General features: G+C 70.5%; 10 protein-coding genes. 1 reads left to right on the top strand and 9 read right to left on the bottom strand.

Going from position 1 to position 12284, the window contains the following annotated elements; genetic code table 11:
* Window positions 1-474 precede the first annotated feature (474 nt).
* From tyrS to argC, 9 genes are all read right to left on the bottom strand, one after another.
* Window positions 475-1740 (bottom strand): tyrosine--tRNA ligase, encoded by a 1266-nt coding sequence (gene tyrS / locus HCK04_RS20430; RefSeq protein ID WP_142648985.1) that lies wholly within the window; start codon window positions 1738-1740, stop codon window positions 475-477.
* Between the two features lie 132 nt (window positions 1741-1872).
* On the bottom strand, window positions 1873-2556 hold the full coding sequence (locus tag HCK04_RS20425) for a DNA-3-methyladenine glycosylase (protein WP_142648967.1): 684 nt from the start codon (window positions 2554-2556) through the stop codon (window positions 1873-1875).
* On the bottom strand, window positions 2538-3950 hold the full coding sequence (argH, locus tag HCK04_RS20420) for an argininosuccinate lyase (RefSeq protein WP_142648984.1): 1413 nt from the start codon (window positions 3948-3950) through the stop codon (window positions 2538-2540). Before argH ends, HCK04_RS20425 begins: the two co-directional genes overlap by 19 nt.
* A gap of 412 nt (window positions 3951-4362) precedes the next feature.
* Entirely contained in the window at window positions 4363-4947 is a 585-nt protein-coding gene (locus tag HCK04_RS20415) for an arginine repressor (protein WP_260617345.1), read from the bottom strand.
* Window positions 4944-6041, bottom strand: coding sequence for an ornithine carbamoyltransferase (gene argF / locus HCK04_RS20410; RefSeq protein ID WP_142648966.1), 1098 nt, complete (start codon window positions 6039-6041; stop codon window positions 4944-4946). The genes HCK04_RS20415 and argF overlap by 4 nt, the downstream gene beginning before the upstream one ends.
* A complete protein-coding gene (locus tag HCK04_RS20405; protein ID WP_205830496.1) occupies window positions 6034-7179 on the bottom strand; it encodes an acetylornithine transaminase in 1146 nt (381 codons plus the stop codon). Before HCK04_RS20405 ends, argF begins: the two co-directional genes overlap by 8 nt.
* Window positions 7180-7220: 41 nt before the next feature.
* Entirely contained in the window at window positions 7221-8177 is a 957-nt protein-coding gene (gene argB / locus HCK04_RS20400) for an acetylglutamate kinase (protein ID WP_142648964.1), read from the bottom strand.
* Window positions 8174-9328, bottom strand: a complete 1155-nt coding sequence (argJ, locus tag HCK04_RS20395; protein ID WP_142648963.1) for a bifunctional glutamate N-acetyltransferase/amino-acid acetyltransferase ArgJ — start codon at window positions 9326-9328, stop codon at window positions 8174-8176. Before argJ ends, argB begins: the two co-directional genes overlap by 4 nt.
* Window positions 9329-9356: 28 nt before the next feature.
* The gene (gene argC, locus HCK04_RS20390) at window positions 9357-10379 is read right to left on the bottom strand and encodes an N-acetyl-gamma-glutamyl-phosphate reductase (RefSeq protein WP_142648962.1); all 1023 of its coding nucleotides are present in this window, start codon (window positions 10377-10379) and stop codon (window positions 9357-9359) included.
* 219 nt (window positions 10380-10598) lie between these two features.
* On the opposite strand from argC, the gene HCK04_RS20385 reads away from it, so the two are divergent.
* Complete coding sequence (locus HCK04_RS20385; RefSeq protein ID WP_142648961.1) at window positions 10599-12254, top strand: class I adenylate-forming enzyme family protein; 1656 nt, start codon at window positions 10599-10601, stop codon at window positions 12252-12254.
* Window positions 12255-12284: the final 30 nt, after the last annotated feature.

Genomic DNA, 12284 nt, shown 5'->3' with positions numbered 1-12284 from the left:
GTCCCGAGATCCAGGGCGATGACTTCCGTTCGGCCGACTCTACGACTATCGCCGCGTCGCGGACCTGGAGGGCCACACGATCTCGGTCGATGCTCTTGTTAGAGTGACCGCCCCTTTCGGGGCAACCACTCCATACTAAACCCTCGCCCGCTTCGTGTCAAACCTTTCGGTCTGATCGCGCCACGAGCGACCCGGACTTGACGCAAGCGCCTCGCCTGGGTGGCTGTCGGAGTGGCTTGCCCTCCGGGTCCGGCCGCCTCTCGGCGTCCCGCACCCCCCGGGGGCGAAGAAAACATTAGGCAACACCGACTCTGCCGTCAAATCACGCCGAGATGGCCGAAACCCCAAGTCAGACGGGAACTTCCGGCGCCGGCTACCTTCCAGGTCATACGACTGTTACCTTCGCCACAACGACTCTTGGGCATGAAACAGCCGCCCCGGTCTCGGACCGAAGCGGCTGTTCAATGCGGTAGATCAGGCGACCTCGATGCCGCCGACCGTCTTCTTGCCCCTGCGCAGCACGAGGAACCGGCCGTGCAGCAGGTCGTCCGCCGAGGGCACGTACTCCTCATCGGTGATCTTCACGTTGTTCAGGTACGCGCCGCCCTCCTTCACTGCCCGGCGCGCCGCCGACTTCGACTCCACCAGACCGCTCTGCGCGAGCAGCTCGACGTACGGCGCCCCCAGGGCGGGCACGACCGCCTTGGGCACCTCGGCGAGGGCGGACTCCAGTGTCCGGGCGTCGAGCTCGGCGAGCGAGCCCTGCCCGAACAGCGCACGCGAGGCGGCGATCACCCGGGCGAGCTCATCGGCGCCGTGGACCAGAGTGGTCAGGTCCTCGGCCAGGGCGCGCTGCGCCTCACGAGCGGCCGGCCGCTCGGCCACGGCCTTCTCCAGCTCGTCGATCTCCTCCCGCGTACGGAAGGTGAAGACCTTGAGGAACCGCACCACGTCTCGGTCGTCGGCGTTCAACCAGTATTGGTAGAACGCGTACGGCGAGGTGAGCGCGGGATCAAGCCAGACCGCACCACCGGCCGTCTTGCCGAACTTCGTGCCGTCGGCCTTGGTGATCAGCTTGCCGGTCAACGCGTGGACATGCGCGCCCTCGACCCGGCGGATCAGATCGACTCCGGCCGTGATGTTGCCCCACTGGTCGCTGCCGCCGACCTGCAACATGCATCCGTGCCGCCGGTACAGCTCGAGGTAGTCGTTGGCCTGCAGGATCTGGTAGCTGAACTCGGTGTAGCTGAGCCCCTCGCCGGAGAGCCGGGCGGAGACCGACTCCCTTGCCAGCATGCGGTTGACGGGGAAGTGCTTGCCGACGTCCCGCAGGAAGTCGATCGCCGACAGTTTCGCGGTCCAGTCGAGGTTGCTGACCAGCGTGGCGGCTGTCGGCCCCTCCTCGAAGGACAGGAACTTCTCGACCTGCACCCGGATTCGTGACACCCATTCCGCGACGATGTCGCTGGAGTTGAGTGCCCGCTCGGTGCTGCGGCCGCTCGGGTCGCCGATCAAACCGGTGGCGCCTCCGACCAGGCCGATAGGCCGGTGCCCCGCCCGCTGAAAGCGGGTCAGGATCAGCAGCGTGGCCAGGTTGCCCACGTGCAGCGAGGGTGCGGTCGGGTCGAAGCCCGCATACACGGTGATCGGACCGTCGGCCAGCGCCTTGCGCAGCGCGTCGATGTCGGTCGTCTGCGCGATCACGTCGCGCCACTCGAGCTCGTCGAGGATGTCAGCCATCTCCGACGTCGGCACGAGGTTGCCTGAAGTTGCGGTCACGGTCGTGGCTTTCGCTTATCGATGGTGGATGTACGGGGCTTCCGTACAAGCCTGCCTGATCACGGAACTTTATCGCCACTTCTTACCCGCGCGTCAGCTCGTGGCACGGCCGCGACGCCGGGGAACGTGGGCACGGTAGGGCGAGACGGTGGGGTCGCCGTCGATCCAGAACCTCCAGGGCGTCTCGGCGCCCGCCGACACGCCGGTGCGAGGACCCGTCCTGACCTGGCCGGACGGCACGGGCCTGCCCTCGTGCACCCGGATCGGGCCGCCGGAGCAGCAGTCCGTTCCGTTGTGCTCCCGGACCAGGCCGAGCGCGACCGTGAGCCGGGCCGGTCCGCGTGCGAGGTCGCGGTCGGGCACGCGCCGCACCAATCCCTCAAGGTCCGGGCCGTCGGCGTGCGGCATGCGCCGGATGCGCGCGCTGTGCACGCCCGCGATCACCTCACCCGCGCGTAACAGGACGGCCGAGCCGGTGCCCTCGGGCATGCACACGAGATTGGCGCAGTAGTGCATGCCGTACGTGAAGTAGACGTAGAGGTGCCCCGGCGGGCCGAACATGACCGCGTTGCGTGGCGTGCGGCCCCGGTAGGTGTGGGCGGCCGGGTCCTGCCCCGGCCCGCCGTACGCCTCGACCTCGCTCAGCCGCACGGCCACCGACCCGTGCACGACCACGCGGCCGAGCAGGTCGGGCGCGACCACGTCCGATGGGCGGTCGAAGAAGTCGCGGCCGAGCGGAGCGCCCGCGACGTCTTCGATCAGCTCTCGTTCGCCCATGCCGCCTGACCGTCGACGACATCGCGGAGGTTCGCGATCTGGTCGCGGACCCGGTCGGGCGCGGTGCCGCCGAATGCGCTGCGGGCGGCCAGCGCTCCGTGCACGTTCAGCACGTCACGGACGCTCGCGCCGGATGCGTCGACGGCGAAGTGCGGCGAGACCTTGGCCAGCTCGTCGTCGGTGAGCTCACCGAGGTCCTTGTCGTTCACCTGGCACCACACCACCAGGTGGCCGACGGCCTCGTGCGCCTCGCGGAACGGCACCCCGCGGCGGACCAGCAGTTCGGCGAGGTCGGTGGCCAGGGCGAAGCCGTCGGGCGCGCTGGCCTCCAGCTTGGCCTTGTTGACGCGCATCGTGGACACCATGCCCGACACGGCGGGGAGCACGAGGAGCAGGGTGTCGACCGCGTCGAACACCGGCTCCTTGTCCTCCTGCAGGTCGCGGTTGTAGGTGAGCGGCAGGCCCTTGAGGGTCGTCAGCAGCGACATCAGCGAACCGATCAGCCGGCCGCTCTTGCCCCTCGCCAGCTCGGCGACGTCGGGGTTCTTCTTCTGCGGCATGATCGACGAGCCGGTGGAGTAGGCGTCGTCCACCTCGATCCATCGGAACTCCTGCGAGGCCCACAGCACGATCTCCTCGCCGAGCCGGGAGATGTGCACGCCGATCAGCGCCGCGCAGAACAGGAACTCGGCCGCGAAGTCGCGGTCGGCGACCGCGTCCATCGAGTTCGGCGCGGGGGCGTCAAAACCGAGCTCCGCGGCGACGGCGGCGGGGTCGAGCGGCAGGGAGGACCCGGCCAGCGCGCCCGAGCCGAGCGGCGAGATCGCCGCGCGCCTGTCCCAGTCGCGGAGGCGGTCCACGTCGCGGGTGAGCGCGTGCACGTGGGCCAGGAGCTGGTGGCCGAACGACACGGGCTGGGCGTGCTGCAGGTGTGTCATGCCGGGGGCGGCGACGTCGGTGTTCTCCTCTGCCTGGCTGATCAGCGCCGTCTCCAGCTCGACGAGCCGGGAGACGATCACGCGGACGTGGTCACGCAGGTAGAGGCGCAGGTCGGTGGCGATCTGGTCGTTGCGGCTGCGGCCGGCGCGGAGCTTGCCGCCCAGCGAACCGAGCCGTTCGAGCAGGCCGCGCTCCAGCGCGGTGTGCACGTCCTCGTCGGCCACGGTGGGGCGGAACTCTCCCTTGCGGCACGCCTGGTCGAGGTCGTCGAGCGCGCCCAGCATGCGGTCGAGCTCCTCCTGGGTCAGCAGCCCGGCGCGGTGCAGCACGCGCGCGTGCGCGCGCGAGGCCAGCAGATCGTACGGCGCGAGCCGCCAGTCGAACTGCACGCTCACCGACAGGCGCGTGAGGGCGTCCGCGGGTCCCCCCTCGAACCTGCCACCCCAGAGCCGCATCGGCTTGTTGTCCGCCACCGTCTTCTCCCTCCGATATTCGAGTCCCTGCAGAAAAGATGACCGCGCGCCGTTCCCGCCCGGGGCCGTCGTATGTGGGTCTTCGCGTCTTCTCCGGGATTCTCTGCCGAATCTCGGGCGCGCAAATCCTTCACGCGGATCCTTCTGCGGGACTAATCCGCGACCTTAGCCGACGTACGCCCCGGTCCCTGCATTGGAACCGGGGCGTATGCCGGGTGAATCAGGCCTGGCGGGCGCCCCGCGCGGCCGCGATCTCGTTGTGATCCATCACTTCGGTGATCTCCCGCTGACGTCGATCGGCGGGCCCTTCTCGGGTGGTGTCCACGCCGGTCTTCCCATTGCCCGGGAAATGCCCTTCGGCGGGCCAAGTCCGCCGGCGAACGGACCCGGTCCGTCATGCTTCCCGCTTCCCGCTGCCGTGGTCGCGGACCTCCACGGCGATCTTGGGCCTGCTCACGTCGGGCGCACGGCGGGTGGCCAGGCTCAGCAGGGACTCCGCCAGCGCCTTCCCCCCGGTCGGGTCACGGCTGATGACGAGGATCGTGTCGTCGCCGGCCACCGTGCCGAGAATGGACTCCCAGCCCGCGTGGTCGATCGCCGAGGCGAGAAACTGTGCCGCTCCCGGCGGCGTGCGCAGTATCACGAGGTTGGCCGACGCCTCGGCCGACACCAGGAGCTCCTCCGCGATCCTCCGCAGCCGCGCGTCGGGGTTTTCCGGCATGCCGTTCACGGCGCCGGTGCGATAGAGCGGTATCCGTCCCCCGCCCTCGCCTGGCAGCGCGTAGACCAGCGTGCCGTCGTCGGCCCGCAACTTCAGCGCGCCCAGCTCGTCGAGATCGCGGGAGAGCGTGGCCTGGGTGACCTCCACTCCCTGCTCCGCCAGGAGCTTGGCCAGCTCGGGTTGCGAGCGGACCTTGTGCCTGGTCAGCAGTTCCACGATTCGCGCGTGACGGGCCGCCTTCGTCAGCGGGATGGTCACGATCCCTCCGCACCCCGCGTCGTCAGCCAGTGCAGCAGTGCCTTCTGGGCGTGCAGCCGGTTTTCCGCCTGATCCCACACCACGCTCTGCGGCCCGTCGATGACGTCCGCGGCGATTTCCAATCCCCGGTATGCCGGGAGACAGTGAAGCACGATCGCGTCAGGATTCGCCAGGCCGAGCAGGGCGGCGCTCACCTGGTAGGAGGCGAAGGCCGCGATCCGCTCGTCCTTGCCGTCCTGGCCCATGGACACCCAGGTGTCGGTCGCGACGACATGCGCGCCGGCCACCGCGGCCTCCGGGTCGCTCACCACAGTGACCGATCCGCCGGTGGTCGCCGCGATCTCGGCGGCCCGCTCCACGACCAGGGCGTCGGGCAGGTAGCCCACCGGCGCCCCGATCCGGACGTGCATGCCGGCCGTGGCCCCGCCCAGCAGGTAGGAGTGGGCCATGTTGTTGGCGCCGTCGCCGAGGTAGGCGAGCGTGAGGCCCCGCGGCGAGCCCTTGTGCTCCCGGATCGTCTGGAGGTCGGCGAGGATCTGGCAGGGGTGGAACTCGTCGGTCAGCGCGTTCACCACCGGCACCGTCGAGTACGCCGCCATCGCCTCGATGCGCTCCTGACCGGCCGTCCGCCACACGATCGCCGCGACCTGGCGGCACAGCACCCGCGCGGTGTCCTCGATCGGCTCCCCGCGCCCCATCTGCGAGGTGCCGAGGTCCATGATCAGAGGCTGGCCGCCCAGCTCGGCGACGCCGACCGCGAACGAGAACCGGGTGCGGGTGGACGGCTTGTCGAACAGCACGGCGACCGTGCGAGGGCCCTCGAAGGGCCGGTAGCCGAACCGGTCCTTCTTCATCGCCTCGGCGAGGTCGAGCACCTGGGCCTGCTCCTCCGGCGACAGATCGTCGTCCCGCAGGAAGTGTCTAACTTGCGTCGGGTCCGCGCCCTGCCTCACCTGCGCCGGGTCCGCGCCCTGCCTCACCTGCGCCGGGTCCGCGCCCTGCCTCACCTGCGCCGGGTCCGCGCCCTGCCTCACGTGCGCCGGGGAGCCGTGCGGGGCCGGGCCGGTGGCGGGGTTCACAACGTTGTCAGGCATCTGCGGCCTCCAGGATCCCGGGCAGCGCGTCGAGGAAGGTCTGAACGTCGGACTCGGTGATGACAAGCGGCGGCGCGAGCCGTACCGCGTCGGGCTGCAGGGCGTTGACCAGGAAGCCGGCCTCCTGCGCCGCCGCCTGCACCTGCGCCGACTTCGGCGCGGTGAGCACGGCGGCCAGCCAGAGCCCGCGCCCCCTGACCCCCTTGAGCAGCGGATGCCGCACGGCGGCGATGCCCTCGGACAGCAGCGCCCCCATCTTCGCGACGTTGCCGAGCAGCCCGTCGCTCTCGATCGTGTCGAGCACGGCGAGCGCCGCCGCGCACGAGACCGGGTTGCCGCCGAAGGTCGAGCCGTGGTCGCCCTTCGCGAAGACCTCGCCGGCCTCGCCGAAGCCGATGCAGGCACCGATGGGCAGTCCTCCGCCGAGGCCCTTGGCCAGCGTCAGGACGTCGGGGACGACCCCCTCCGCCTGGTGGGCGAACCAGTGCCCGGTGCGGCCGATGGCCGACTGGATCTCGTCGGCGACGAACAGTGCCCCCGCCGAGGAGCAGATCTCCCTTGCGGCGCGGAAGTAGCCGTCGGGCGCCGGTATGACGCCCGCCTCACCCTGGGCGGGCTCCAGGAAGACCGCGGCGCAGTCTTCGGTCACCGCGCTCTTGAGCGCGTCCGCATCCCCGAACGGTACGAACCGGACGTCTAGCGGGAACGGCCCGAACTGGTCGCGGATCGAGGGCTTGCCCGTCAGCGACAGCGCGCCGAGCGTGCGGCCATGGAAGCCGTTCTCCGTCGCTACGACGTAGCCGCGGCCGTGCGTCTTGCCGTACTTGATGGCGATCTTGACGGCCGCCTCGTTGGCCTCGGTGCCGGAGTTGGAGAGGAAGACCCGCGCGGGCTCTCCGAGCAGTCCGAGCAGTTTCTCGGCGAGCAGCACCTCGGGCTCGTGCAGGTAGAGGTTCGAGGTGTGCGCGAGAGTGGCCACCTGGCGGGACACCGCCTCGACCAGGGCCGGGTGGTTGTGGCCGAGCGAGGTCACCGCGATGCCGCCGATGAGATCGAGGTAGTGGCGGCCGTCCACATCCCAGACGGAGCAGCCCTCGCCGCGGGCGATGGCGACCGGCGGCACCCCGTAGTTGCGCATGAACGCCGCTTCGAAGCGTGCGCGCAGTTCGTCATTGGTGGTCACCTGGCAACCTCCCCGTTGACGGCGCCGTCCGCCGCCGCTCCGTCGGCCTCGCCTCGCGCCGCCGGAGCGGCGTCGTCGGGCTCGACCATCGTCCCGATGCCTTCGTCGGTGAAGACCTCCAGCAGCAGCGCGTGCGGCACCCGCCCGTCGAGCACGTGGGCCTGGGGGACGCCGCCGCGCACCGCGGACAGGCATGCCTCCATCTTCGGCACCATGCCGCTCGACAGTGAGGGCAGCAGCGCGGCGAGCTCGGACGCCCCGATCCGGCTGACGACCTCTTCGCTGTTCGGCCAGTCGGCGTACAGCCCTTCGACGTCGGTGAGCACGATGAGCTTCGACGCCTGGAGCGCCACGGCGAGGGCCGCGGCGGCGGTGTCGGCGTTGACGTTGTAGATCCCGCCGTCCTCGCCACGGGCCACGGACGACACCACCGGGATGCGGCCGTCGTCGAGAAGCGCCCGGACGGCGCCCGCCTCGACCCGGACGATCTCCCCGACCTGGCCGATGTCCACCTTGACGCCGTCGACCACGACATGCTTGCGCTCGGCCGTGAACAGGTGGGCGTCCTCGCCGGACATGCCGACCGCGAACGGCCCGTGCCCGTTGATCAGCCCGACCACGTCGCGGTTGACCTGGCCGACCAGCACCATCCGGACGACCTGCATCGCCTCGGGTGTGGTCACCCGCAGCCCGGACACGAAGTGGCTGTCGATCCCGAGCAGATCGAGGTGCGACTGGATCTGCGGGCCGCCGCCGTGCACGATCACCGGCCGCAGTCCCGCGTAGCGGAGGAACACCACGTCGGCCGCGAACTTGGCCCGCAGGTGCTCCTCCGTCATGGCGTTGCCGCCGTATTTGATGACGACGGTCGCGCCGTGGAAGCGCGCGAGCCAGGGCAGCGCCTCGATCAGGGTGTGCGCCTTGTCCAGGGCGCCGTTCCGCCTGACGCTCATGACGAGTACGCCGAGTTCTCGTGCACGTACGCCGCCGTGAGGTCGGTGGTGTGCACGGTCGCGGTGTGCGGGCCGGCGGACAGGTCGATGGTGATGGTGACGTCGCGGGGGCGCAGGTCGACCTTGTCGCGGTCGTCTCCCGCCGCGCCGCCACGGCAGATCCAGATGCCGTTGACCGCCACGTTGACCCGATCGGCGTCGAACACGGCGTCGGTGGTGCCGACCGCGCTGACCACGCGGCCCCAGTTGGGGTCCTCGCCGTGGATCGCGCACTTGAGCAGGTTCGAGCGGGCGACCGCCCGGCCCACCGCCACCGCGTCCTCCTCCGACGCCGCGCCGACGACCTCGATGGCGATCGCCTTCGTGGCGCCCTCGGCGTCGACCAGAAGCTGCCGGGCCAGGTCCGCGCAGACCGCGGTGACGACCTTCTCGAACTCGGCGAGGTCGGGGCGCACGCCCGACGCTCCGCTCGCGAGCAGCAGCACGGTGTCGTTGGTCGACATGCAGCCGTCGGTGTCGAGCCGGTCGAACGTCACGGACGTCGCCTTGCGCAGCACCGTGTCGAGTTCCTCGGATGTGAGGTCGGCGTCGGTGGTGATCACGCACAGCATCGTGGCGAGCGCGGGCGCGAGCATCCCGGCGCCCTTCGCCATGCCGCCCACCATGTAGCCCGTCTCGCCACGGCGGAAGGAGATCTTGCTGACGGTGTCGGTGGTGCGGATCGCGTCGGCCGCCGCCAGGCCGCCGTCGCGGCTGAGCTGGGCGGCCGCGGTCCCCACGCCGCCGAGCAGCGCGTCCATCGGCAGCCGCTCGCCGATCAGGCCGGTGGAGCAGACCGCGATCTCGGCCGCGGAGTCGTCGAGGACCTCCGCCACCTTCTCGGCGGTGGCGTGGGTGTCCTGGAAGCCGAGCGGGCCGGTGCAGGCGTTGGCGCCGCCGGAGTTGAGGACGACGGCCCTCACCCGGCCGCCGGAGAGGACCTGGGCCGACCACAGGACCGGCGCGGCCTTGAAACGGTTGCTGGTGAAGACGCCGGCCGCGGCACGCGAGGGGCCGTCGTTGACGACCAGGGCCAGGTCGCGGGCGCCGCCGCTCTTGATCCCCGCGGCGACTCCTGCGGCGCGGAAACCCAGGGGTGCGGTCACACTCATGCGCGCTCCTCACAGGGGACGATGTTCATCACGGGGCGACTCCATTGGTGGGAAGACCGACTTCTTCCGGAAGGCCGAGAGCGAGATTGGCGCTCTGGATCGCGCCGCCCGCGGTCCCCTTGGTGAGGTTGTCGATGGCGACGACGGCGACGATCCGTCCGGCCCGCTCGTCGAGGGTGACCTGCAGCACCGCGGTGTTGGCCCCGACCGTCATCGCGGTCGCCGGCCATGTCCCCTCGGGCAGCAGGTGGAGGAACGGCTCGTCCTTCACCGCCGTCTCGTACGCCTCCCGGAGCGCGGCGCGGGTGACGCCCGGCACGGCGGGAGCCGTACAGGTGGCGAGGATGCCGCGGCTCATCGGCGCGAGGGTCGGCGTGAACGACACGCGGACCGGCCGTCCGGCGACCGCCGACAGGTTCTGCTCCATCTCGGGGGTGTGCCGGTGGACCCCGCCCACGCCGTACGCGCTGACCGAGCCCATCACCTCGCTGCCGAGCAGATGGGCCTTGGGCGCCCGGCCTGCTCCGGAGGTGCCGCTCGCGGCGACGACCACGACGTCGGGCTCGGCCAGCCCGGCCGCGAAGGCGGGGAACAGCGCGAGCGTGGCGGCCGTCGGGTAACAGCCGGGGACGGCGATGCGCCGGGCGCCGCGCAGGACCTCGCGCTGACCGGGCAGCTCGGGCAGGCCGTAGGGCCACGTGCCGGCGTGGACGCCGCCGTAGAATGCGGTCCACTCTTGCGCGCTGGTCAGCCGGAAGTCGGCGCCGCAGTCGACGACGAGTGCGCCGTCGCCGAGCTCGGCGGCGACCGCGGCCGACTGACCGTGCGGGAGGGCGAGGAAGACGACGTCGTGACCGGCGAGCACGTCGGGGGTGGTCTCTTCGATCACCCGGTCGGCCAGCGACGGCAGGTGGGGCTGGTGGGCGCCGAGCCTGCTGCCCGCGCTGGACGCGGCGGTCAGGGCACCGATCTCGACAGCGGGATGCCCGAGCAGCAGACGGAGCAGCTCTCCTCCCGCGTAGCCGCTGGCTCCGGCGATGGCCGCCCTCATCCGCGCCCCCTGTCTTCACTGAGCCCTGTCTCAAGGGATCTGTATCCCGGTCACTGCATGATCATGCAGCGGACCTCATGTTCTTGCTGGTGTAGAGAGTATGCATCGTAAAGCATGAGCATGCAAGCGGCGTTCCGAGAGATGGACATCTAGCCGACGTACCTACCGGTCGGTATCGTGAAACATCCGGTTAACGAACGAGTCCGGGAGTGCGCCAGCATGACGATCACGAACGAACAGGTCCAGGCCCAGCTCACGGCGCCCGGGCAGCTCTTCGAAATGGAAGAGGTCGAGGTCGGCGGTCACAAGATCCGGGCGTGGAAGCACGCTCCCGCGACCTTCCGGGCCCTCCTGGAAATCACCCGGTTTCATGGGGACAAGGTGTTCGTCGTCTACGAGGACGAGCACCTCACCTATGAGGAGCATTTCCGGCTGGCCGCGACCCTCGCCAACCGCCTGGTGAACGACTATGGCGTACGCAAGGGCGACCGCGTCGCCGTGGCCATGCGCAACTACCCCGAATGGATCGTCTCCTTCTCCGCCGTGCTCGCCGCAGGGGCGGTGGCCGTACCGCTCAACGCCTGGTGGACCGAGCAGGAGCTGGAATATGGCCTGAGCGACTCGGGCGCCAAGGTCGTGATCGCCGACGGCGAGCGCGCCGCGCGGATGGCCGGCAGCGGCCTGCCGATGATCGTCACCCGCGGTGAGGGCGCCAACTGGTCCGAGGTCCTCGGCGAGGTCCGCGCCGACGTGACGCTGCCGCAGGTCGAGCTCGGCCCCGACGACCCCGCCACGATCTTCTACACTTCCGGCACCACCGGCAGGTCCAAGGGCGCACTCGGCAGCCACCGCAACCTCGGCCAGGCGCCGATGACCGTCGCGTACGCGATGATGCGCACGGTGGCGATGGCCGGCAGGGACGTGGCCGCGGCGGCGGAAAAGCGCAGGATCACCCTGCTGACCGTGCCCCTCTTCCACGTCACCGGGTGCTTCGCCGTGCTGATGACCACGATGTTCAGCGGCGGCGGGCTCGTGCTCATGTACAAGTGGGACCCCAAGCGGGCCCTGGAGCTCATCGAGCGCGAGAAGGTCACCGTGATGAGCGGCGTGCCGACCAACGCCTGGCAGCTGCTGTCACACCCCGATCTGGACAAGCACGACATCTCCTCGCTCGGCTCCGTCTCGTACGGCGGCGCTCCGGCCCCGCCGAAGCTGCTGGAGCGGATCACCGAGTCGCTCCCCAACCGCACGCCGGCCAACGGGTACGGCATGACCGAGACGACGGCGCTCGCGATCTACAACAGCGGCAGGGACTACCTGGCCAGGCCCGACAGCATCGGACTGCCGCTCGCCGTCGTGGACGTCAGGATCTGCGACCCGCTCGGCGCGGAGCTGCCGCCCGGCATGGTCGGCGAGCTGTGCATCCGCGGACCGATCGTGATCATGGGCTACTGGAACCGCCCGGACGCCACGGCGGAGACGTTCGTGGACGGCTGGCTGCACACGGGCGACCTGGCCCGCATGGACGAGGACGGCTACGTCTACATCGTCGACCGGGCCAAGGACATGGTCATCAGGGGCGGCGAGAACGTCTACTGCGCCGAAGTCGAGGCCGCCCTGTTCGAGCACCCCGCGGTGGACGACGCGGCCGTGATCGGCATCCCCGACGACGAGCTGGGCGAGCAGGTCGGCGCGGTCGTACGGCTCAAGCGGGGCGCGAGCGCCACCGGCGAGGAGCTCCAGGAGTTCCTGCGCGGCCGTATCGCGGCGTTCAAGGTGCCGGTGCGGTTCTGGTTCAGGGAGGCCGAGCTGCCGCGCAACCCCGGCGGCAAGGTGCTCAAGACCCACCTGCGCAGGGAGACCCTCGGTCTCTAGCGTTACCTGCCGCGTAATCGCCGCTCCTCG

Source organism: Microbispora sp. CL1-1, from assembly GCF_012034195.1.
Taxonomy (GTDB): Bacteria; Actinomycetota; Actinomycetes; order Streptosporangiales; family Streptosporangiaceae; genus Microbispora.
Note: the sequence above shows the minus strand (reverse complement) of the source record. Positions and strands in the feature narration are given on the sequence as shown.

Bases quoted from the DNA above. Each gene is read 5' to 3' on its own strand.
- tyrS (WP_142648985.1), bottom strand. From the start codon at position 1,740: ATGGCTGACATCCTCGACGAGCTCGAGTGGCGCGACGTGATCGCGCAG.
- argC (WP_142648962.1), bottom strand. From the start codon at position 10,379: ATGAGGGCGGCCATCGCCGGAGCCAGCGGCTACGCGGGAGGAGAGCTG.
- argH (WP_142648984.1), bottom strand. From the start codon at position 3,950: ATGCGGCTCTGGGGTGGCAGGTTCGAGGGGGGACCCGCGGACGCCCTC.
- HCK04_RS20405 (WP_205830496.1), bottom strand. From the start codon at position 7,179: ATGCGCAACTACGGGGTGCCGCCGGTCGCCATCGCCCGCGGCGAGGGC.
- argJ (WP_142648963.1), bottom strand. From the start codon at position 9,328: ATGAGTGTGACCGCACCCCTGGGTTTCCGCGCCGCAGGAGTCGCCGCG.
- argB (WP_142648964.1), bottom strand. From the start codon at position 8,177: ATGAGCGTCAGGCGGAACGGCGCCCTGGACAAGGCGCACACCCTGATC.
- HCK04_RS20425 (WP_142648967.1), bottom strand. From the start codon at position 2,556: ATGGGCGAACGAGAGCTGATCGAAGACGTCGCGGGCGCTCCGCTCGGC.
- HCK04_RS20385 (WP_142648961.1), top strand. From the start codon at position 10,599: ATGACGATCACGAACGAACAGGTCCAGGCCCAGCTCACGGCGCCCGGG.
- argF (WP_142648966.1), bottom strand. From the start codon at position 6,041: ATGCCTGACAACGTTGTGAACCCCGCCACCGGCCCGGCCCCGCACGGC.